Below are 26532 nucleotides of genomic sequence, written 5' to 3' on the forward strand. Positions count from 1 at the left end.
CCCGAACAGGTTTCGACGCATCGTTGCCGTTGTCTCCGCACCTCGAGGGAGTACACCTTAGGTTAGGGTTGCCTGAGCTACACTGCCTAGCGGTAAGTCAAGAACAACCCAGGTGCGTCTTGGGTTCCGCGATTGGGGTGTACGTGACGGTCCGTCTTCTGGAGCTGACAGCAGCGCAACTGGGTGTGTGGGCCGCAGAGCAGGTCAGCCCCGACGCAGACGCCTTCCGAATCTCGCAGTTGGTGTGGCTGGACGAGGACGTGGACGTGGCCGCGTTGACTCGCGCGTTGAGCGTGGCGGGCTCCGAGGCCGAGGTGTTCGGTGTGCGGCCGAGTATCGGCCCGGACGGAGTGCCGCGGCTCGCAGCCGGCGACAAGCCGATCGGCGTCCTCCAGGTCGTATCGTCCGAGTGCGAGGACGCGGCCATCCGCGCCGTCGCTGCCGATCGCTGCCGCGCCGACGGCGTGGGACAGAACCGGTACGAGTCACTGTCGGTCCTGCACCGTCGAACCAGTGGCGGGTGGGCGTGGGAATTTGCAACCCACCATCTTTTCGTCGACGCCTACGGCCTGGGACTGTTCACCCGACGCGTCGCGGAGGTGTACTCGGCGCTCGTCACCGAAAGTTCGGTACCGGATCGATGGTTCGGCGACTACGCCGAGCTCGCGGGTACTGCTGCATCACAGCAGGATTCGGTTCCGAACCAATTCTGGGTCGACCGGTGCGCCGAAGCCGAGGGCACGACCGCGGTGACGTTCGACGCCTCGCGGCGCTTTTCACTACCCTTCTCTCACGGCCGAGGTGCGATCGCACCGCCTACCGCCGAGGCGATCGACGCACTCGCCCGCTCGGCGCGGGCATCGTGGTCGGACGTCGTGGCATTGGGCTGGGGGCTGTTCACCGCGGCGCGGGACGGACGCGATCTGTTCGCTCTGCAGCTGCCCCGGATGAACCGGTTCGGTGCCGCGGCGCTGCGGACACCCGCAATGCTCGTCGATGCGGCACCGGTGGTGTTCCGGGTGGACCCGTCGAACACCGTGGTGCAGTTGGCGACCCGCATGCGCGACGAGACGCGGGCGAGCTCACGCCACCACACGGCCGGGGAGGCTCTCGCCCGGCTGTGGCCGAACGGCCAGGACGATTACGCCGCGTTGCCACAACTGAACGTCAAGGCGTTCGACTACGACTACGCCTTCGGCTCGATCACCGGGCGGCAGGAAACCGTGACCAGCGGACCCGCCGGCCGACTGGATCTGATGGTGTATCGCGATCGAATCCACGGGTTCCGTCTCGATCTGTCGTCGAGTGACCCCGCGCAGACTCCCGACTCGATCGCCGACATGCTCGACGAGTTCCTCGGCTATCTCACCCGGTTCGCTGCATCACCGAACGACGCTGTGTCGACCGTCGGCTTGCTGAGCACCGAGCAGTTCGATCGCGTCGACGCTCTGTCGACCGGCCCGATGATTGCCCGCGACGATGCGACCGCGACACTCGATATGCAAGTACGGCAACAGATCTCGACGACGCCCGACGCGATCGCGATGGTCGACGACGCAGGTGTCTCTCTGACGTACCGTCAGTTCGATGCCCGGGTGGACGCGATGGCGGCCGAAATGTTGTCGCACGGAGTCACATCCGGGGACAGGGTCGCCGTGATGCTGCCGCGCTCGGTCGACCTCGTTCTCGCGCTGCACGCGGTGATCAGGATCGGCGCGGCATACGTCCCCATCGATGTCGACTACCCGTCCGAACGCATCGGCCACATCCTCGACGACGCTGCGCCGATCCTCGTGATCGCAGACGTCGCGGGGAGTTCACGGCACAGCGCCGTTCTCTCCGAGACCGTTGCGGCAGTGGACGATCCGCTCGTCCGAGCCCGTCTCGGCACCTCCGACGCGCCGGTTGTCGTCGCTCATCCGCCGTCTGCGTCCGACACCGCGTACGTCATCTTCACCTCCGGTACCACCGGGCGTCCCAAAGGTGTGATGGTCTCGCACCGAGCGATCGTCAACCGACTCCAGTGGATGCGGGACGACTATGTGCTCACCCCCAGCGACCGGGTACTACAGAAGACACCCGCCGTGTTCGACGTGTCGGTGTGGGAGTTCTTCCTCCCGTTCGTCACCGGAGCGTCGTTGATCATCGCGAAAGACCAGGGCCACAGGGATCCCGGCTATCTGGTGGACGTCATCGAACGTCACTCGGTCACCGTCGCACACTTCGTCCCCGCCATGCTGCAGGCATTTCTCGACGCGGATCCCGAGGTCGCTCGACTCTCCAGCATGCGACGCGTCTTCTTCTCCGGTGAAGCGCTCCCCGCGAAGGCCGCAGAGGCCGCCGCGACCCTCTTCGCAGCGGCCGAGCTGCACAATCTGTACGGGCCGACCGAGGCCGCGGTGGACGTCACCGCACAGCAGGTGAACTCGGCAGTGGCGATCGACACCGCTGCCGTGCCGATCGGTCGTCCGGTTGCCAATACCGTTGTGCAGGTGCTCGATTCCTGGCTGCGCCCGTTGCCCGACGGTGTGGTCGGCGAGCTCTACCTCGGCGGAGTGCAGCTGGCCGACGGTTACATCGGCCGAGCCGATCTCACCGCTTCCAGGTTCGTTGCATCCCCGGCCGGTGCACGCCTCTACCGCACCGGAGACCTGGTGCGGTGGAACGCGTCCGGTGTACTGGAGTACCTGGGCCGAACCGACGATCAGGTCAAGATCAGAGGGTTCCGCATCGAACTCGACGAGATCCGCGTCGTCCTCGAGCGACATGCCGCCGTCTCCGCCGCAGTCGTTCTCGCCGTCGACCATCCGGCAGGCGGGCACTTCCTGGCGGCCTATCACACCGGGGACGCCGTCGACACCGACGAACTGCGGCAGTTCGTCGCCGCGGCAGTCCCGGACTACATGGTGCCGACAGTCTTCCTTCCTCTCGATTCACTTCCCACGACACCCAACGGGAAGCTGGATCGACGCGCACTGCCCGCTCCCGAACTGACCACGGGCGGAACCCACCGTGCACCCGCCACTCCTGCCGAACACTCGGTGGCGCGGTACTTCTGCGATGTTCTGGCGTTGCCCGAGAGCGTCGACCTGTCGCCCGACGACGACTTCTTCCACCTCGGTGGTCACTCCCTGTCCGCGACGCGGCTCGTCGCGCGGGTCAACGCAGAATTCGGCTCGGCACTGACGTTGCGGGAGGTGTTCGACGCCCGGACGGTCGCCCGACTGGCCGCGCTCGTCGGCGTCTCACAGGCCCGCAAGAGTATCTCCGACATCGTTGTCCCCGAGCATGTTCCGGTCTCCTTCGGTCAGCAGTCCCTCTGGGTGATCGATCGCCTCGGTGGTCCGCGATCGCAGTACGTGGTGCCGAACGTCGTCCGCCTCACCGGCGAGCTCGATGTGGCCGCTGCGATCGAGTCGGTTCGCGACGTGGTGCGCCGACACGAACCCCTACGCACACGACTCGTGGAATGGGACGGTGATCCGATTCAGGTGATCGTGCCCGCCGACGTCGCCGCCGCATCGGCCCACATCGCGGTCGCCGATCTACGCACCGAATCCGCCAACGGCATCGACAACCGTATCGGCGAGGTGGTCGGCACCGGCTTCGATCTGGACACGGACCTTCCCATACGCGTGGAAATCCTGCGTACTGCAGAACGCGCGTGGACGCTCGTCTTCGCCATCCACCACCACGCCGTCGACGAATGGTCGCTACCGAGCCTCTTCCGTGATCTGTCCCGGTCGTATGCGGCGCGGGTCGTCGGCGATGCACCGGTGTGGGAGCCGTTGCCGGTCACCTACGCGCAGTATGCAGCGTGGCAACGCACCGTTCTGGGATCTGCCGCCGATCCCACGTCGGAACTCTCACGCCACGTGGACTATTGGCGCGGTGCCCTCGAGGACGCTCCGGCCGAGTCGATCATCGCCCTCGACCGGCCCAGGCCCACGCAGCCGACGTATCGCGGTCGTGACGTCACCTTCGAGCTCGATCGCGACGTCGTGGCCGGTCTGCACCGCACTGCCACCGATCTCGGTGTCACCATGTTCACCGTGGCCCACGCCGCCACCACGCTCACCGCATCTCTGCTCGGTGCCGGCATCGACGTCGTGATCGGCTCCCCGGTCGGTGGACGTACCGAGGACGGACTCGAAGACCTCGTCGGATACTTCGTCAACACGCTTCCCTTCCGGCACACACTCGATCCGCACCACACCGTGGCCGAGGTTCTCACTCAGGTCCACCGCACCGTTCTGGACGGATTCGCCCATCAGAGCGCACCTTTCGAGGGCATCGCCCGCGCGCTCGACGTCCCCCGGGTCACCGGGCGCACCCCGTTGTTCCAGATCCTGCTCAGCCATCACACCGACGTCGGATCCACGGGCCCGGACCTAGTGGGTCTCGTCGGCGACGACTCCGGTTCCATTCGCGCGACCTCGTCGACGGCCACCAAGACCGACCTCGAGTTCGATCTCGAAGAATCCTCGGACGGCATCACCGGGTACCTCACCTACGCTGTGGATCTGTTCTCCCCGAGCACCATCGACCGTTTCGTTCGGACGTTCATCCGAGTGGTGCAGACAATCGTCGACGCACCGTCGAGTCGGGTGTCCGCACTGGTCTCCGATGCCGACACCGCATCCATCTCGGAGTGGTCGACCGGGTCGGACGCCACCGGTCTCGAGATACCCACCGCAGGTACCACCCTGGACTCGTTGGTACGCAACCAGATCCAGGCCACACCCGACGCGATCGCTCTGGTCGACGACACCGGCACCGCACTCACCTACGCGCAGTTCGACACCCGTATCGACGCCATGACCGCCGTCCTGGCAGGTATGGGAGTCACTCGCGGCGACACAGTCGCCGTCATACTGCCTCGATCGATCGACCTCGCCGCCACCCTCCACGCCATCGTCCGACTCGGCGCCGCCTACGTCCCCATCGACCCTGGCTACCCCACCGAACGAGTCGGCCACATCCTCGACGACGCCACCCCCACTACCGTCGTCACCGAGAGCACCGGCCTCGCCACCCACCGCACAACTGTCTCCAATTCCGTTGTCGTGATCGACGATCCGAAAACCCGGGCGGCACTCGACTCCACCACCACCGCCTCGATCCCCTCACCGCCCGCACCAGGCGACACCGCCTACGTCATCTTCACCTCCGGCACCACCGGCCGCCCCAAAGGCGTCATGGTGTCGCATGCTGCCATCGTCAACCTCATCGCCTGGCGCCAAACCGTCTTCACCCTCACCGCCGGCGACCGAGTACTCCAGAAAACCTCCGTCGGCTTCGACGTCTCCGTCCCCGAATTCTTCTGGCCCCTCACCGTCGGAGCCACCATCAGGTTGATCCGACCCGACGGCGAAAAAGACCCCGACTACCTCACCCAGATCCTCCGCACCGAACCCATCGCGTTCGTCGAACTCGTCCCCACTGTCCTGCACGCCATGCTCGAACAGGGCCTGCGCCTCGCCGACACCCAACTCCGCTCCCTCTCCGTCGGCGGCGAAGCATTCCCCGTCTCCCTCGCCCACGCCCTGGTAGGCAGCGACGTCGCAGTGTGGAACACCTACGGCCCCACCGAAGCAGCCGTCGAAGTCACCGGCTTCCGTGTCACCACCGACAACATCACCGACACCGCCACCCCCACCGTCCCCATCGGTACACCCGTCACCCACACGACCGTCCACGTCCTCGACCCCTGGCTCCGAGAAGTCCCCATCGGCGTCACCGGCGAGCTCTACCTCGGCGGAACCCAACTCGCCGACGGCTACATCACCCAACCCGGCCTGACCGCCACCCGCTTCACCGCCACCCACAACGGACACCGCCTCTACCGCACCGGCGACCTCGCCCGCTGGAACACAGGCGGCACCCTCGACTACCTCGGCCGCACCGACCACCAAATCAAAATCCGCGGCTTCCGCATCGAACTCGACGACATCCGCACCACCCTCGAACAACACCCCCACATCACCACCGCCATCGTCATCGCCCTCCGTCGACCCTCGGGTGAAGCGTTCCTCGCCGCCTACTACACCGGAACACCCACCGACACCGAACAACTCCGCCACCACCTCGGCCTGCACCTGCCCGACTACATGGTCCCCACCACCTTCACCCACCTCGACACCTTCCCCACCACCCCCAACGGAAAACTCGACACCCGCGCACTCCCCACCCCCGACATCACCACGGGCACCGGCCGAACCCCCAACACCCCCACCGAACACACACTCACCCACATCTACCGAGACGTACTCCACCTCGACCACGACACACCACTGAGCATCGACGACGACTTCTTCCGGCTCGGTGGTGACAGCATCTCGTCGATTCAGGTGGTGTCCAAGGCGCGACGGGCGGGGCTGTCTTGTTCTGCCGCTGAGGTATTCGATCGCCGTACCATCGAGGGACTCGCACGGTTGATCGACGAGCGTGTCGGCGACCCCATCGCGTCGGGTCCGGTCGCGGTCCCGACATCGCGCCTGTGGCCGATCGCCGCCGCCCACATCGATCAGCCCGGCTTCGATTCCTACAGCCAGTCCTTCGTTTTCGTCACTCCCGCTGGCATATCCGGCAGTCAGCTCGATCGCATCCTGACTCGCGTCGTCCAGCACCATTCCGCGTTGCGGGGCAGTGTCGGTCGTGGAGACGGGCTGTCGACGTTCATGTTGCCGCCAGCCGACGTGCCGCTGGAGACAGTCGGCGACCGGATCGCGATGTCGACGACCGACAACGGGTGGGCGCACCCCTCGTGGACGGAACGGATCGACAACCTCGTCGCCGAACTGTCGCAGAAGCTGGACCCGCACAACGGGGTGATGTGGCACGCGGCGTGGTGCACGGATCCGAGTGAGGCAACGGGTCGTCTGGTGACCGTCGTTCACCATCTCGTCGTCGACGGCGTGTCCTGGCGCATCCTCGAGGACGACCTGGCACACGCCTACGCTCTGGAAACCGGCTCAGCCACCGATGACTTACTCGCGGTCGGAACCTCGATCACGTCGTGGTCCTCCGCCCTGTGGGCACGATCGACCGACGCAGATATCGTTGCGCAAGAATCGTATTGGTCCGATGTCGCTTTGCACGTCACACCGACTGTGGCGAGTCGAAGCGTCGACCCGGTTCTCGATACCGGTGCCACCGCTGCAACCGTGCCGATCTCGGTGCCGGCGGACGTGACCCGTGCCGTGCTCGAGGATGTGCAGCGGACATTGTCGGCGGGGGCCGACGAAGTTCTCCTCGGCGCGTTGGCGATTGCGGTCGGCGCGTGGCGGGCCAAGCGTGGACTCGGTCGACAACCCGCAGTCGTCGGGCTCGAGGGACACGGGCGGCAGGAGACGCTGATCCCAGGTGCGGAGCTCGGTCGCACCATAGGGTGGTTCACCACCTGGTACCCCGTGATCGTCGATACCGGCGATATCGATCCCGAAGCAGCACTGATGGATTCGCAGGCTGCCGCAGACGCGGTGCTCCGCGTCAAGGAATCTCTGGCCGCCGTACCGGACCGCGGCATCGGATACGGGTTGCTCCGGCATCTCAACCCCGACACCACCGATCGGTTCTCCTCACACGGAATCCCGGACATCGGATTCAACTACCTCGGCCATTTCACGGCCGACTCCGAGCCGACGGCATGGCGAACCGCTCCCGAATCAGCGGGTCTCGGCGGCTACTCCCCGGCAGACCTGCCCGTGGCGGCCGCGATCGACATCAACATCGCTGCCGTCCCCGGCCCCGACGGCGCAACCGTCCTGGACGGAATCTTCACCTATGCGACAGGCGCCGTATCATCCTCCGACGCAGAAGAATTGCTGACGCTCTGGATCGCTGCACTGTCCACCCTCGCGACGTACGTACCCGCGGCCGATCACGTACGACGAGTGCCGTCGGACCTGACTGCACCCGACGTCACCTTCGCCGACATCGCCGCATTCGAGTCCCGCTACGGCGCCCTCGCCGACGTCCAGCCGTTGACGCCTCTGCAGCACGGGATGGTCTTCGAATCGCTGCTGGGACTGAACACTCCGAGCGAAGCGAATGTCGACGTCTACATCACACAGACGACTCTGACGCTGACCGGTCCGTTGGACGTCCCCCGACTCGAGCGCGCCTTCTCGCGAGTGTTCGACACCTACCCCAACCTCACGTCGGCCATCACCACGACCGACAGCGGCGATCACGTCGCGGTCGTGCCGACTCGACTCCGGGTGCCGGTACAGCACATCGATCTGACGTCCGGTGCTGACTCCGACGCGCGACTCGAGGAGATCGTCGCCGCCGACCGCGCGACGTCGTTCGTTCTCGATCGGGCACCGCTGCTGAGGATCACGGCGGTGAGCACTGCGCCACAACGGCACGAGGTGCTGTTGACGATGCACCACGTTCTGGCCGACGGGTGGTCCACTCCCTCGGTGGTCCAGACGCTGCTCGACGCCTATCGCGCGCCGGCAGTGCCCGCGGTTCCCGACACCTCGTATCCGGCGTTTCTGCGCTGGCTCACGGACCAGGACCGTGCAGAATCACTGCGGGCGTGGGCAGTTGCACTGGACGCAGTCACCGAACCGACGATCATCGCCCCCACTGCACCCGCGACGTCCGATGTCTTCCCGGACGAGATCTCGATTTTCGCCGACGCGGCCCTGACCGCGCACCTCGACAGTGTGGCTCGTGGCCGAGGTGCCACGGTGAACAGTCTGGTGCAGACGGCTTGGGCCGTGACGTTGAACGCGGTCACCGGCCTGGGCACCGTCGTCTTCGGCACCACGGTGTCGGGCCGTCCCGCCGAGATCGACGGCATCGAGCGCGCCGTCGGCATGTTCATCAACACCATTCCGACGCCGATGACGTTGAGTGACAACCTCACTCTCACCGCGCTGCTCGACCGCGCCCAGCAACAGAACACCGCGTTGCTGAGCCATCACCACGTTCCACTGCCCGAGCTACACCGGCTCACCGGACTCCCGACGTTGTTCGACACCCTCGTCGTGTACGAGAACTACCCCATCGACGAGGAAGCTCTGCACGCCGACGACAGCACGGGCATCACGCTCGTCGGTGTCGGCGGACTCGACTCGACGCACTACCCACTGACGCTCGCCGTGATCCCTACGCCGGAGCACACGACCTTCGAGTTCTCCTATCGCCCAGAGCAACTGGACCGCGCCACCACGACACGCATTGCGGAGATCTTCCAGCGGGTGCTCCACGCCTTCGCTGCCACGCCCGATGCCCGCATCTCGAATCTGAACCTCCTGCCCGAGGACGACGGCACACGAATCGCCGAGTGGTCGACCGGGTCGGACGCCACCGGTCTCGACACATCCGATGCAACGTTGGATTCGTTGGTGCGCAACCAGATACAGGCCACACCCGACGCCACCGCCGTCATCGACGACAGCGGTTCCACGCTCACCTACGCGCAGTTCGACACCCGTATCGACGCCATGACCGCCGTCCTCCTCGACCGGGGAGTGTCCCGCGGCGACCGGGTTGCCGTGATACTGCCCCGCTCGATCGACCTCGCCGCCGCCCTCCACGCCATCATCCGCGCCGGCGCCGCCTACGTCCCCATCGACCCCAACTACCCCACCGAACGAGTCGGACACATCATCACCGACGCCACCCCCACGACAGTCGTCACCGACCGGACAACACTGGAAACCCACCGATCAACCCTCGACGATGACATCGTCGTGGTCGACCGTGCGGACACCCGACTACTACTGGATTCGGTTGCGTCCGTTCCTGTGCCATCACCGCCCGCACCAGGCGACACCGCGTACGTCATCTTCACCTCCGGCACCACCGGCCGCCCCAAAGGCGTGATGGTGTCGCATGCTGCCATCGTCAACCTCATCGCCTGGCGCCAATCCGTCTTCACCCTCGAGATCGGTGACCGGGTACTCCAGAAGACCTCCGTCGGCTTCGACGTCTCCGTCCCCGAATTCTTCTGGCCCCTCACCGTCGGAGCCACCATCAGGTTGATCCGACCCGACGGCGAAAAAGACCCCGACTACCTGACCCACATACTCCGCACCGAACCCATCGCGTTCGTCGAACTCGTCCCCACCGTCCTGCACGCCATGCTCGAACAGGGCCTGCGCCTCGCCGACACCCAACTACGATCCCTCTCCGTCGGCGGCGAAGCATTCCCCACCACCCTCGCCCACGCACTGGTAGGCACCGACGTTCAGGTGTGGAACACCTACGGCCCCACCGAAGCAGCCGTCGAAGTCACCGGACACCACCTCGTAGAGGGCGAGATCAACGAGTCGGCGACGGTCCCTATCGGTGGACCGGTCACCGCCACTACCGTCCACGTCCTCGACCCCTGGTTCCGAGAAGTCCCCATCGGCGTCACCGGCGAGCTCTACCTCGGCGGAACCCAACTCGCCGACGGCTACATCACCCGACCCGGCCTGACCGCCACCCGCTTCACCGCCACCACCGACGGACGGCGGTTGTACCGCACCGGCGACCTCGCCCGCTGGAACACGGCCGGCACCCTCGACTACCTCGGCCGCACCGACCACCAAATCAAAATCCGCGGCTTCCGCATCGAACTCGACGACATCCGCACCACCCTCGAACAACACCCCCACATCACCACTGGTGTCGTCATCGCCCTCCATCGACCCTCCGGCGAAGCATTCCTCGCCGCCTACTACACCGGAACACCCACCGACACCGAACAACTCCGCCACCACCTCGGCCTGCGCCTGCCCGACTACATGGTCCCCACCACCTTCACCCACCTCGACACCTTCCCCACCACCCCCAACGGAAAACTCGACACCCGAGCACTCCCCACCCCCGACATCACCACCACCAGCACCGGCCGAACACCGGAATCCGCCACCGAACACACACTCACCCACATCTACCGAGACGTACTCCACCTACCCGACGACACCACCCTCACCGTCGACGACAACTTCTTCCACCTCGGCGGACACTCCCTGTCCGCCACCCGACTCATCGCCCGCACCAACGCCCAGTTCGGCACGGCACTGTCGCTGCGCACCGCGTTCGATTCACCGACTGTGAAGGCTCTCGCTACCGCGGTGGACTCGACGGTCGGATCCAGTCCGGTGTCGTCGAGTGCGCGGATCCGGATCGCCGATGTCGAACTGCCGGAGGTGATTCCCGCATCCTACGAACAGCAGTCTCTGTGGGTGATCGACCAACTCGGCGGACCGAAGTCGCAGTACGTCGTGCCCACGGTCCTGAGGCTGACCGGCTCCCTCGACACCACCGCCTTCACCGCAGCCGTGCACGACGTCGTCGAACGACACGCCACCCTCCGCACTCTCCTCGTCGAGCACGATGGTGAACCGACACAGGTGATCGTGTCTATGGGAGACGTGGCGGCAGGGGCGTGCGTTCAGGTGAGTGATCTGCGCGGCACCGATCGCACGCAGGTGGACGATGCCATCGCATCTGTTGTGCGCACCGGTTTCGACCTCGCTGTCGACCTGCCCATCCGGGTGACCGTTCTTCGAGTGGACGACTCTCGATGGGCGGTCGTCATCGCGGTCCACCACCATGCGATCGACGACTGGTCCACCCCGGCGATGCTGAGCGATCTGTCCTCCGCCTACTCCGCGCGAGTCGATAACGTTGCTCCCCAATGGAGTCCACTCTCCGCTTCCTACGCGCAGTATGCCGTCTGGCAGCGGACCGTCCTGGGTGACGGAACCGACCCCGCGTCGGAACTCGCGGCACACCTGGACTACTGGTGCTCAACCCTCGCCGATGCTCCCGACGAATCCATCATCACTCCCGACCGCCCGCGGCGCACGCATCCGACACACGAGGGCCGTGACGTGTCGTTCGTCCTCGAAGGCGACGTGGTCACCGGGATTCGTGGTGCCGCAGAAGCGCACGGTGTCGGCATGTTCGCCCTCGTGCACGCTGCGACAGCGGTCACCGCATCTCTGCTCGGTGCCGGTACCGATGTCGTGATCGGCTCCCCGGTCGGCGGACGCACCGAGGACGGACTCGAGGACCTCGTCGGGTACTTCGTCAACACGCTTCCGCTTCGGCACCGCCTGAGTCCGACCGATGCACTGTCCGATGTGATGGCCGCATCGCACCGAACGGTCCTCGACGGCTTTGCCCATCAGAGTGCACCGTTCGAGCACATCACCCGCTCGCTCAACATCTCTCGCGTCGCCAATCGCACGCCGGTCTTCCAGATTCTGCTGACCCACATCCCGGTGAGCTCCGTAGAAAGCAACGTCCTCAGCCTGCCGGGTATCACGGCGATTTCGACCGACGTCGACGCGGCTGAGCTGGGTGCCGCCAAGACCGACCTGGAACTCGACTTCGTGGACGACCCCGAAGGCATCTCCGGCTACCTCACCTACTCGACCGACCTGTTCTCGCACAACACGATAGATCGATTCGTCGAGGTGTTGGTTCGGGTCTTGGGCACAATCGCGACGAGACCTGACACCCGTGTTTCGGCGATCGATGCTCGTCCCGCACGCGACGAGGAACTACTCGGCCTGTGGTCGACCGGGTCGGACGCCACCGGTCTCGAGATTCCCACCGCAGGTACCACCCTGGACTCGTTGGTACGCAACCAGATCCAGGCCACACCCGACGCGATCGCTCTGGTCGACGACACCGGCACCGCACTGACCTACGCGCAGTTCGACACCCGCATCGACGCCATGACCGCCGTCCTACTCGACACAGGAGTTCGACGCGGCGACCGGGTTGCCGTGATACTGCCCCGATCGATCGACCTCGCGGCCACCCTCCACACCATCATCCGACTCGGTGCCGCCTATGTCCCCATCGACCCGGCATACCCCACCGAACGAGTCGGCCACATCCTCGACGACGCCACCCCCACCACGATCGTCACCGACCGGACAACACTGGAAAACCACCGCACAACGGTCTCCAATTCCGTTGTCGTGATCGACGATCCGAAAACCCGGGCGGCACTCGACTCCACCACCACCGCCTCGATCCCCTCACCGCCCGCACCAGGCGACACCGCGTACGTCATCTTCACCTCCGGCACCACCGGACGCCCCAAAGGCGTGATGGTGTCGCATGCTGCCATCGTCAACCTCATCGCCTGGCGCCAATCCGTCTTCACCCTCGAGATCGGTGATCGAGTACTGCAGAAAACCTCCGTCGGCTTCGACGTCTCCGTCCCCGAATTCTTCTGGCCCCTCACCGTCGGAGCCACCATCAGGTTGATCCGACCCGACGGCGAAAAAGACCCCGACTATTTGACGGAGATTCTGCGCGACGAGCCCATCGCGTTCGTCGAACTCGTCCCCACGGTCCTCAATGCCATGCTCGAGCAGGGTCTGCGCCTCGCCGACACCCAACTCCGATCCCTCTCCGTCGGCGGCGAAGCATTCCCCACCACCCTCGCCCACGCGCTGGTAGGCAGCGACGTTGCGGTGTGGAACACCTACGGCCCCACCGAAGCAGCCGTCGAAGTCACCGGCTTCCGTGTCACCACCGACAACATCACCGACACCGCCACCCCCACCGTCCCCATCGGTACACCCGTCACCCACACGACCGTCCACGTCCTCGACCCCTGGCTCCGAGAAGTCCCCATCGGCGTCACCGGCGAGCTCTACCTCGGCGGAACCCAACTCGCCGACGGCTACATCACCCAACCCGGCCTGACCGCCACCCGCTTCACCGCCACCACCGACGGCCAACGCCTCTACCGCACCGGCGACCTCGCCCGCTGGAACACGGCCGGCGCACTGGAGTACCTGGGCCGCACCGACGACCAAGTCAAGATCCGCGGCTTCCGCATCGAACTCGACGACATCCGCACCACCCTCGAACACCACCCCCACGTCACCACCGCCATCGTCGTCGCCCTCGACCACCCCGAAAGCGGAACCACCCTCGCCGCCTACTACACGGGTCGACCCACCACAGACCTCCGAACCCACACCGCCACAGCACTACCGGACTACATGGTCCCCACCACCTACACCCACCTCGACACCTTCCCCACCACCCCCAACGGAAAACTCGACACCCGAGCACTCCCCACCCCCGACATCACCACCACCAGCACCGGCCGAACACCGGAATCCGCCACCGAACACACACTCACCCACATCTACCGAGACGTACTCCACCTACCCGACGACACCACCCTGAGCATCGACGACAACTTCTTCCACCTCGGCGGACACTCCCTCTCCGCCACCCGACTCATCGCCCGCGTGAACTCGGCAATCGGGTCCGATCTGACGCTGCGCGACGTGTTCGAGACGCCGACCATCGCAAGCCTCGCCGACGCCGCGAATTCCACCGGAATCGATCGTGTGCGGGTGTCCGACATGGTTGTACCCGAACAGGTTCCGGCGTCCTACGGACAGCAGTCGCTGTGGGTCATCGACCAGCTCGGCGGCCCGAAGTCGCAGTACGTGGTGCCGACCGTGCTGAGGCTCAGCGGCGATCTCGAGGTCCCCGCTTTCACGGCGGCTGTGCACGATGTCGTCGAACGACACGCCACGCTGCGCACACTCCTTGTCGAACAAGACGGCGTTCCGGTGCAGGTGATCGTTCCCCCGGCCGACGCCGCAGCTCGAATCACTCTCGAGGTGAACGACCTTCGCGATACGGACCGGCGAGGCATCGACGAAAGCATCGGCTCCCTCGTCCGTACCGGGTTCGATCTCGCCACGGATCTCCCCATCCGCGTTGCCGTGCTCAGGAGCGAGGACTCTCAGTGGGTGATCGTCCTCGCTGTTCACCATCACGCGGTCGACGAGTGGTCGACCCCGTCCTTGCTTGGCGACCTCTCGAGCGCATACGCATCGCGAATCGCCGGATCGGCACCCCACTGGGATCCGCTACCGGTGAGCTACGCGCAGTACGCCACGTGGCAACGGACCGTACTCGGCCGTGCAGAAGACCCGGCATCGGAACTCGCTGGGCACCTTGACTACTGGCGCACAATCCTCGGCGACGCACCCGAGGAATCCATCATCGCGCTCGACTCCCCTCGCCCCGCGGACCCGACTCATCGCGGTGAAGACCTCACGTTCGAGCTCGACGCGGAGACTGTCGATGCCCTGCGCCGCACCGTGGATTCGCTCGACGTCACCATGTTCACCGCCGTCCACGCCGCCACCGCGATCACCGCATCTCTCCTCGGTGCCGGCACCGACGTCGTGATCGGCTCCCCCGTCGGTGGACGCACCGAAGACGGACTCGAAGACCTCGTCGGGTACTTCGTCAACACCGTTCCCCTGCGACACCGACTGTCCCCCAACCGGACGCTCAGCGAGGTGCTCACCGACACCCATCGGGTGGTATTGGACGGATTCGCGCATCAGAGCGCACCGTTCGAGGAGATCGCCCGTGCGGTGAACGCACCGAGAGACACGGGCCGAACCCCGGTGTTCCAGATTCTGTTGACCCACACGGTGTCCGATGCCACCGAGTCGGATCTCTTCCGCCTTCCAGGACTGATCACCCTTCCCGAGACCGCGGGCGAAGACCCGGCATCGTTGGCTGCGGCGAAGACGGATCTCGAGATCGACTTCGAGGACACTCCGTCCGGCGTGACCGGCTACATCACCTACGCGACGGATCTGTTCTCCCGCTCGACGATCGACCGCTTCGTCCTGACCCTCACGCGCGTAATCCACTCTCTGGCCACAACACCCGACGCGTGCATCGCGTCGGTGAACGCTGTTCCCGAGAACGAACTGAGTCGGATCGAGTCCTGGTCGACCGGTTCCGATGCCATGGGTCTCGAGATACCCACCTCGGGCACGACGCTCGACTCGTTGATACGCAATCAGATTCGCGCAACACCCGACGCGGTGGCCGTGACGGACGAGTACGGAACATCCCTGACCTACGAAGAACTGAACACCCGCGTCGACGCGATGGCCGCGATGCTTCTCACCCGCGATGTGACGGTCGGGCATCGGGTGGCGGTGATGCTGCCTCGCGGTACGGATCTGGTGATCACGCTCGTCGCCGTCACCAGGATCGGGGCGGCGTACGTCCCGATCGACCCCGGTTACCCCACCGAGCGGGTCGGGCACATCCTGCACGACGCCGCACCGACCGTGATCGTCACCGACAGCGCCGGTCACGCTGCACATGCCGCCGCTGTCGCCACTACTGTTCTCGAACTGGACGATTCGACCGTTCGCGATTCCCTCGACTCGTACGACGCTTCAGCTCCGGGCACTGTGACAGCACCGTCTCCCGACAACATCGCCTACGTCATCTTCACCTCCGGCACCACCGGCCGCCCCAAAGGCGTCATGGTCCCCCACACCGCCATCGTCAACCTCATCGCCTGGCGCCAATCCGTCTTCACCCTCGAGATCGGTGACCGGGTACTCCAGAAAACCTCCGTCGGCTTCGACGTCTCCGTCCCCGAATTCTTCTGGCCCCTCACCGTCGGAGCCACCATCAGGTTGATCCGACCCGACGGCGAAAAAGACCCCGACTATTTGACGGAGATTCTGCGCGACGAGCCCATCGCGTTCGTCGAACTCGTCCCCACCGTCCTGCACGCCATGCTCGACACCGGATTCGACCTTGCCGACACCCAACTCCGATCCCTCTCCGTCGGCGGCGAAGCATTCCCCGTCTCCCTCGCCCGGGATCTGGTCGGCAGCGACGTTGCAGTGTGGAACACCTACGGCCCCACCGAAGCAGCCGTCGAAGTCACCGGACACCACCTCGTAGAGGGCGAGATCAACGAGTACGCCACCGGCACCGTCCCCATCGGTGGACCGGTCACCGCCACCACCGTCCACGTCCTCGACCCCTGGCTCCGAGAAGTCCCCATCGGCGTCACCGGCGAGCTCTACCTCGGCGGAACCCAACTCGCCGACGGCTACATCACCCAACCCGGCCTGACCGCCACCCGCTTCACCGCCACCCACAACGGACACCGCCTCTACCGCACCGGCGACCTCGCCCGCTGGAACACAGGCGGCACCCTCGACTACCTCGGCCGCACCGACCACCAAATCAAAATCCGCGGCTTCCGCATCGAACTCGACGACATCCGCACCACCCTCGAACAACACCCCCACATCACCACCGCCATCGTCATCGCCCTCCATCGACCCTCCGGCGAAGCATTCCTCGCCGCCTACTACACCGGAACACCCACCGACACCGAACAACTCCGCCACCACCTCGGCCTGCACCTGCCCGACTACATGGTCCCCACCACCTACACCCACCTCGACACCTTCCCCACCACCCCCAACGGAAAACTCGACACCCGAGCACTCCCCACCCCCGACATCACCACCACCAGCACCGGCCGAACACCGGAATCCGCCACCGAACACACACTCGCCCAGATCTACCGAGACGTACTCCACCTACCCGACGACACCACCCTGAGCATCGACGACAACTTCTTCCACCTCGGCGGACACTCCCTCTCCGCCACCCGACTCATCGCCCGCACCAACGCACAGTTCGGTTCCGCGCTGACTCTTCGGTCGGTGTTCGACGCACCCACGATCGGCGGTCTTGCCGCCGTTCTTGCCGACGCTGCCGTCGGGGACAGAGCGGCACTGTCCGATGTCGTTGTGCCCGATAGGGTTCCGGCGTCCTACGGACAGCAGTCGCTGTGGGTGATCGATCGACTCGGAGCACCGAAGTCCCAGTACATCGTGCCCACAGTCCTACGGCTCACCGGCTCCCTCGACACCACGGCCTTCACAGCAGCGGTCCACGACGTCGTCGCACGACACGCCACCCTCCGCACTCTGCTGGTCGAACACGACAGTGAACTCACCCAAACGATCGTCGCCACAACCGAACGCGCGTCGATCGACATCGCCGATCTACGCGGGGTCGGTCCTCGCAGCGCCGTCGAGCAGGAGGTTCACGATCACATCGGGACGGTGATCGATGTCGGCTTCGATCTGGCCATCGAACTGCCCATCCGGGTGGCCGTGCTTCGCGTCGACGATGCGGAGTGGACCGTCGTCATCGCGGTCCATCATCACGCCATCGACGAGTGGTCGACCGCGTCCCTGTTCGGCGACCTGTCCATCGCGTACTCCGCTCGCCTCGCGGGCGGGACGCCCGACTGGTCCCCACTGCCCGTCACGTACGCGCAGTACGCGACCTGGCAGCGCGCCACGCTCGGCGATCCGATGGAGCCGTCGTCGACACTGGCCGGTCACCTGCGTTATTGGCGCGACACCCTCGCAGACGCACCGGAGGAGTCGACGCTCGCCACCGACCATCCACGACCCGCACAACCGACCCACCGCGGCGGCGATCTGTCGTTCGTCCTCGACACCGACACCGTGGACGGTCTGCGCCGCACGGCGGCAGACCTTGGCGTGTCGATGTTCATGATCTCGCAGGCCGCAACCGCTGCGACGGTCTCGCTTCTCGGCTCGGCTTCGGACGTCGTCATCGGATCGCCGGTCGGAGGGCGTACCGAGGACGGCCTCGAAGACGTCGTCGGGTACTTCGTCAACACCCTGCCGCTGCGGCACCATCTGTACCCGCGAGAGACCTTCGCCGAGCTGCTCACTCGCGTCCGGCAGACCGTCCTGGACGGATTCGCCCACCAGAGCGCACCGTTCGAGGGAATCGTCCGTGAACTCGGCATCACCCGTTCCACCGACCGCACACCTCTGTTCCAAATCCTCCTCACCCACATCGCGATCGACACCGAATCGGACGAGGACCATCTCGACCTTCCCGGGGTACAGGTCGTACCCGCAGGAACAGTGTCGTCATCGACGGTGAAGACCGATCTCGAGCTGGACATCGAAGACGTTCCGAACGGAATCGCCGGCTCGATCGCCTACGCGGCGGACCTGTTCACAGCAGCCACGATTCAACGATTCGTCGACGTCCTCACCGCCGTGATGGGTGCCATCGCGCATGCACCCCACTCCCGCATCGTCGACGCCACTCTGATTCCCGAGGCAGATCGAGCGCGAACAGCGCTGTGGGAAGTCGGTACTCAGCAGAGTGTCGACGACGCGACACTGGACTCGCTGGTGCGCAACCGGATCCAGGCCACACCCGACGCGGTCGCCGTCATCGACGACACCGGCACCGCACTCACCTACCGACAGTTCGACATCCGCATCGACGCCATGACTGCCGTCCTGGTAGGTATGGGAGTGACCCGAGGCCACCGGGTTGCCGTGATGCTGCCTCGCTCGATCGATCTCGTCGTCACGTTGCACTCCGTCGTCCGCCTCGGTGCCGCCTACGTGCCGATCGACCCGGCATATCCGTCGGAGCGGATCGGGCACATTCTCGACGACGCCACCCCGCGTGCCACTGTCAGCGACAGCTCCGCACTGGCAGCACACCCGAGTATGTTCGTCGATTCGGTTGTCGTTACCGATGATCCGACCGTACGGGCCCGCCTCGACTCCGAGGACGTCCACACTGTCGACTCGGTGTCGCCGTCCGCATCGGACACGGCGTACGTCATTTTCACCTCGGGAACCACCGGTCGCCCGAAAGGGGTCATGGTCTCGCACGAGGCGATCGTGAATCGATTGCGTTGGATGCGAGACGATTACGGCATCACCGAGCGCGATCGAGTTCTACTGAAGACCCCTGCCGTGTTCGACGTGTCCGTGTGGGAGTTCTTCCTGCCGTTCGTCAGTGGTGCCACCCTGGTCGTTGCCCGCGACGAGGGCCACAAGGACGCCGATTACCTCACCGAGGTCATCGAACGGCATCGGGTGACGGTGGCCCACTTCGTTCCGGCGATGCTCGCGGCCTTCCTCGCCGCCGCGCCGGCTCCGAGTCGAGTCGCGTCGTTGCGCCGGGTCTTCTTCTCGGGTGAGGCTCTTCCCGCATCCGCGGCGATCGCAGCCGACGAGCTCTTCGGCCGCGCCGAACTCCACAACCTGTACGGGCCTACCGAAGCCGCCGTCGACGTCACTGCTCATCCGGTCTCGGCCGCCGAACTCGAGGGCCGCACCGTCGTTCCCATCGGCCGACCGGTCACCAACACGTCCGTGCGCGTTCTGGATTCGTGGCTCAGAGAATCCCCTGTCGGTGTTGTGGGCGAGCTGTACCTCGGCGGCATTCAGTTGGCTGCCGGATACATTCGACGCAGCGCACTGACGGCGCAGCGGTTCGTCGCCGATCCGCGCACTCCGGGCCTGCGTCTCTATCGCACCGGAGACCTGGTGCGGTGGAACTCCTCCGGTGCCCTCGAGTATCTCGGTCGCTCGGACGATCAGGTCAAGATACGCGGCTTCCGCATCGAACTCGACGACGTCCGAACGGTGGTCGAGGCGCATCCCGCAGTGTCGGCGGCAGTCGTGATCGCTGCAGATCGTCCGGGCGGCGGCGCATTCCTGGTGGCGTACCACACCGGCGGATCCGTCGACCGTGACGCGTTGACGGCCCACGTCGCGGCGGCTCTGCCCGACTACATGGTCCCGACCGCCTTCGTCCGTCTCGACGCCCTCCCCACCACCGCCAACGGAAAGCTGGACCGCAGGGCATTCCCAACCCCCGAATTGCCGAGCACGGGCAGCGGACGCGCGCCCTCGACCGACACCGAACATGCGTTGGCACAGATCTTCCGGGACGTGTTGGGCCTGGGCCACGACGTCGTACTCTCGGTCGACGACGACTTCTTCGGTCTCGGCGGCGACAGCATCTCCTCGATCCAGGTGGTGTCGGCTGCTCGCCGGGCGGGCCTGACGGTCACCGCGGCAGAGGTATTCGCCGCCCGTACCGTCGCTGCCCTCGCACGCTCGGTGGACCATCGGACCCGGTCGACGGCGACGGGGCCGAGCCAGGTTCGTCGATCGCGCGTGATGCCGATCGCCGCAGCGCATCTCGAGGAATCAGGTTTCGACGAGTTCACGCAGTCCTACGTGTTCGTCACTCCGGGAGAGATCACGGTCGACGCGGTGCGACGGGTCATGACCCGAGTGGCGGCGCACCATCGGGTGCTGCACGCCGGGATCGAGCGCGACGACACCGGTGCGTGGTTCATGACCATCCCCGCTGAACCGAGCGCAGCCGACAGCCGTATTGAGTCCGAGAACTTCACCGGCGGTTGGGAATCCGCCGGGTGGACGAGCCGAGTGGACTCGCTCGTCACCGAGCTCTCCCGTGAACTCGACCCCCACACGTCCGTCATGTGGCGCGCCGTGGCGGTCACCGATCCCGCCGAGAGCACCGGCCGGCTGGTCGTGGTTGCGCACCACCTCGTCGTCGACGGTGTGTCGTGGCGAATCCTCGAGGACGACCTGGCGCAGGCGTGGGCAATCGAATCCGGCAGCACGACGGACGAACTGCTCGGCGTCGGAACCGATGTGACGTCCTGGACCGCGGCGCTCGAGAGCCGCGCTCGCGACGTCGACATCGCGTCGCAACTCGACTACTGGGCCAGCGTCGTCGACGCCATCGTTCCGGTGATCACCGACCGGCCACTCGATCCGTCCCGCGACACCGTGGCGACCACCGCGGACATCCACGTCACGGTCCCCGCGCAGGCCACCGAGACCGTGCTGGGCCCACTCACGACGGCGCTGTCCGCCGGCGTCGACGACATCCTCGTCGGCGCTCTGGCCGTCGCCACGGGGGTCTGGCGCGCCCGTCGAGGCCTCGGTGTCCACAGCCCCATCGTGGGCCTGGAGGGGCACGGACGTGACGAGACCACGGTGCCAGGGTCCGACCTGTCTCGTTCGGTCGGGTGGTTCACCACCTGGTACCCCGTGGCCGCTGGCATCGGGAACGTCGATCCCGTTGCGGCGCTGACCGATCCGAATACCGCAGCCGATGCGATACTGCGGGTCAAGGAATCGCTCGCTTCGGTACCTGCACACGGAATCGGGTACGGCGTCCTGCGCTACCTCGATTCGTCTGGCGCGCAGCGACTCACCGTCTCGACGGTGCCGGACCTCGCGTTCAACTATCTCGGACGGTTCACCGACTCCGCCGATACCGCTGGTAGCCCAGCATTGTGGAGCAGCGCACCCGAACTCCCCGGTATCGGTGGGCACGCGTCCGATCTGTCCCCTGCGGCCGCGGCGATCGACATCAACGTCGCTGCGGTACCGGGCATCGACGGGACGACGGTCATCGAGGGCACCTGGACGTACGCGGGGCAGCTCGTCACCGAGAGCGACGCACAGGAGTTGGCCGATCTCTGGGTCGAAGCCCTGACGACGCTGGCGAAGTATGCGGCCACCACCGAGCGGATACGCCGATCTCCGTCGGACATGATCGCGTCCGGAGTGACGTTCGCCGACATCGCCGGCTGGGAAGAGCGGTACGGCGACATCGCCGACGTCCATCCGCTGACGCCGCTGCAACACGGCATGGTGTTCGAGTCGCTCGTCGGTGCCGAATCGGGAGTCGACGTCTACGTCACCCAGAACGTCGTGCACCTCACGGGCACACTCGATCCCACGAGACTGTCGAGTGCGCTGGACACCGTACTCGAGACGTACCCGAACCTCAGGGCCGCAGTCACCGGGCTCTCGGACGGTGACCAGGTCGCAGTCGTTCCGGCGCAGGTGTCGGCGACCATCGAGCACATCGACCTCACCACCGAGGACGACCCTGCCGCGGAAGCTGCCCGTATCGTGGAGCAGGACAGGGCAACTCCGTTCGTGTTGGACCGACCGCCGCTGCTTCGGCTCACGGCCCTCACACTCGCTCCGGCCGAACACCGCGTCGTCGTCACGATGCACCACGTGCTCGCCGACGGGTGGTCCACGCCGTCGTTGATCACCACCCTCCTCGAGGCGTACCGCAACCCGGACGCGCCGGTGATCCCCGACCGCGCTCATCCCGCCTTCCTTCGCTGGCTCGGGACCCGGGACACCGGAGCCACGTCGCGGGCGTGGACCGACGCCCTGGCCTCCGTCACCGAACCGACGTTGATCGCTCCTACCGCGACCGCGTCGTCGGCCGAGTTTCCCGATCAGCTCGTCCTGGAGGAAGGACCGGGCCGAACAGCCGAACTGTTCGCACTCGCGCGCTCGCAGGGGTCGACATTCAGCACCCTCGTCCAATCCGCCTGGGCCGTCACGCTCAATGCAGTCACCGGTCTGTCCACGGTCACGTTCGGGACCACCGTCTCGGGGCGTCCCGCGGGCATCGACGGGATCGAGAACTCGGTCGGCATGTTCGTCGACACCGTCCCCACCCCGGTCCGGATCGGTGACAACCCGACCCTGATCGAAGTGATGGGCCGAGTTCACGGCCAGAACACCGCTCTGCTCGATCACCATCACGTCGGTTTGCCGGATCTGCACCGGATCGCCGGGCTGCCCACCCTGTTCGATACCCTCGTCGTCTACGAGAACTATCCGATCGACGAGGAGGCCGCCGACGCCGGCGACGGTCTCGCCCTGACCGAGGTGGACGGTCGCGACTCGACCCACTACCCACTGACCCTCGCGGTCATCCCCGGGAAGGAGTCGACGACGTTCGAATTCTCCTACGCAGCAGGCGTGCTCACGCCAGAGGTCGTGAGCCGCATCGCCACGATCTTCACCCGCACTCTCGATGCGTTCGTTTCGCGGCCGGGCACCCGTGTCGCGGAGCTGGATCTCGCGCCTGCATCGGATCTCGATCGCATCGCGCGGTGGGCCGGCGGAGCCGAGGTGCCCGACACGGGCGAGACCCTCGGCGAACTGATCAGCGCGCAGGTCACCAGAACTCCCGACTCGATCGCCGTGCGGAGCGACGACGGCGTCGACACGACCTACGGAGAGTTGGACGTTCGAGTTCAGGAGCTCACGCGAGCGCTCCTGCAGCACGGCGTCACCAGGGGCACCCGGACCGCTGTCCTCCTGCCTCGCTCGCTCGACCTCGTCGTGACCATCGTGGCGATCGTTCGGGCCGGGGCCGCATACGTCCCGATCGATCCCGACAACCCGACCGTGCGCGTCGAGCAGATCATCCAGGACGCGACTCCGACGGTCGTCGTCACGGACCTCGCGACACTCGATCGCCATCACTCGGCCGGGCTCTCCGAGGTCGGTGTCATCACGCTCGATGACCCACTGCCGCAGGCGGCGTCACATTCCGTGGAGCGGCTCTGCCCGCCATCGGCCGAGGACGCCGCGTACGTTCTGTTCACCTCCGGCACCACCGGACGCCCCAAGGGAGTCGTGGTCTCGCACCGCGCCGCTGTGAACCTCAATCGGTGGATGCAGTCCGTCTTCCCGATCGGTGACGGGGACTTGGTGCTGCAGAAGACTTCCGTCGGCTTCGACGTCTCGGTGCCGGAGTTCTTCTGGCCGTTGATCACCGGGGGTGCGATCAGACTGATCCGGCCCGGAGGCGAGAAGGACCTCGATTACCTGGCGCAGGTACTCCGTGACGAACCGATCGCCTACGCGGACTTCGTTCCGACTGCGTTGCAGGCCATGGTGGATCAAGGATTCGATCCGGACGACACCCGACTGCGATATCTGGCGGTGGGTGGCGAGCTCTTCCCCGGCCCGCTGGGACGCACGCTGGCTCGGGCGCGCGCACTGGTGCTCAATGTGTACGGCCCCACCGAGACCACGGTGAACATCACTGCGCACCGGGTCACTGCGGAGGAGCTGGCCGAGGCGTCGTCGGTTCCGATCGGTACCCCGGTCTCCAATACGGGGGCGCGGGTACTCGACGCATGGTTGCGTCCGGTGCCGATCGGGGTCGCCGGAGAGCTCTACCTCGGTGGTACACAGCTCGCGGACGGATACATCGACCGGCCGGCGCTCACGTCCTCGCGCTTCGTTCCGGACCCGTTCGGCGCACCGGGCAACAGGCTCTATCGCACCGGCGATCTGGTGCAGTGGAACGAATCCGGCGCACTCGAGTATCTCGGTCGATCCGACGATCAGGTGAAGATCCGCGGTTTCCGTATCGAACTCGACGAAGTCCGCAGCACCCTCGAGCTCCACCCGGGGGTCTCGGGTGCGGCCCTCGCCGCGGCCGATCACCCTGCCGGCGGGAGGGCATTGCACGCGTACTTCACCCTCACCGGCACCGGCGTCACCGCGGACGACCTACGCACGTTCGTCGCGTCTCGTCTCCCCGAGTACATGGTGCCCGCCACGTTCACCGAACTGGACCGGTTCCCGACCACCCCGAACGGAAAGCTGGACCGACGAGCTCTCCCCACTCCCGACCTCGCTGCCTCACTGTCCACCGGCGGTCGGGATCCCGAGTCGGCAACCGAACTGGCTGTGGCGCAGCTGTTCCGGGATGTACTCCGCACACCGGACGCCGTTGACCTGTCCGTCGACGAGGACTTCTTCCGACTGGGAGGTGACAGCATCCTCGCCGCGCGACTGGTGTCACTCGCCCGGCGACAGGACCTCCCGCTGACGATCCGGGACGTGTTCGAGAAGCGGACGATCGGCGAGCTGGCCGAATCGATGACCGTTGTCGCGCCGACCGCAGAACCGATCCCGCTGGTGCCGTCGTCGACCCTGGAACGACTGCGCGAGTCCGGTAATGGCGTCGACAGCTGGGTGTACACCGAGGTGGTGCACGCTCCTGCACAGGATCTGGACTCGTTGCGGTCGTCGTTCGTCCGGCTGGTGTCGACCACCGATGCATTGCGGATATCGGTGACCACTGCGAGTCGCCGGTTGTGGACTTCGGAGGTGAGACCGGCCGAGGCCGTCGATCCCGCAGGGCGATTCGTTGCGCACCCTTCTGCGCTCGACCTCGACAACGCTGCAGCACAGGCCCTCTCGATGATCGACGTGGGCACAGGGCATTCGGCGGCGGTGGTCGCGTGGGCCGACGGCACCGGTGTCGCGTTCGTGCTGGCAGTCCACTCGACTGTCGCAGATCGACGCTCGGTCCACCGGATGGCACGCTGTCTGATCGGGGCCGACGACACCGAAGCGCCGTCATCGCCGCTGGCCCCAGCCCTCGACGCCATCGAGAACGACGGGCAGGAACTCGATGCCGATCACGTCGAAGCCTGGGTGGTCGCGTCCGAACGTCCGACGACACACAATGATTCGATGTGGGCGTCCGATGTCCGAATCGACTTCGAGATCGACCTCGACCTCGACGGAGATGTAGAGGCGGTAATCGATGGTGCCCTCCGCGAAGTCACGAGCGGAGGATCCGAGAATCTGCGCGTCGATCTCGAGGTGGACATGCTCACCGGGGACACCGCTGCGGGGATACCCGTCGGGCCGTTCACGGCGACGTGGCCGTCACGGGCCCGGCTCGCCGCGGCGGACGTGGACCCGCGAGAATTCCCACTTCTTCGGTTCCACAACAGAACCGGTCGTAGAGCGCTCCGCAGGATGGAACATTCCGATGTTCTGGTCACTCGAACCTACGGCCTCGTCGCGTCCGGAGAACGCGAAGGCGTCGAAGACGAGTACCGCTGTGTGGTGCGCTATCGAATCGAGTCGACGTCGGTGGCCGTCACGGTGATCGGCATGTCCGACGAGGCGGTGGCCGAGTTGCGCGACGCCCTCTCGTCGTCACTCGATCGAGCCCCGGTCTGCTGAGCGCGGTCGATACGAAAACGACTGCGCCGCCGCCGGG

At 65.9% G+C, this 26532-nt stretch carries 1 protein-coding gene; it reads left to right on the forward strand.

Features of this window, described 5'->3' with window-relative positions; genetic code table 11:
* Positions 1-143 precede the first annotated feature (143 nt).
* Positions 144-26495, forward strand: coding sequence for a non-ribosomal peptide synthase/polyketide synthase (locus tag AB0366_RS03650; RefSeq protein WP_366242736.1), 26352 nt, complete (start codon positions 144-146; stop codon positions 26493-26495).
* Positions 26496-26532: the final 37 nt, after the last annotated feature.

Origin of the sequence: Rhodococcus sp. NPDC076796 (assembly GCF_040702765.1) — a bacterium.
Taxonomy (GTDB): Bacteria; Actinomycetota; Actinomycetes; order Mycobacteriales; family Mycobacteriaceae; genus Rhodococcoides.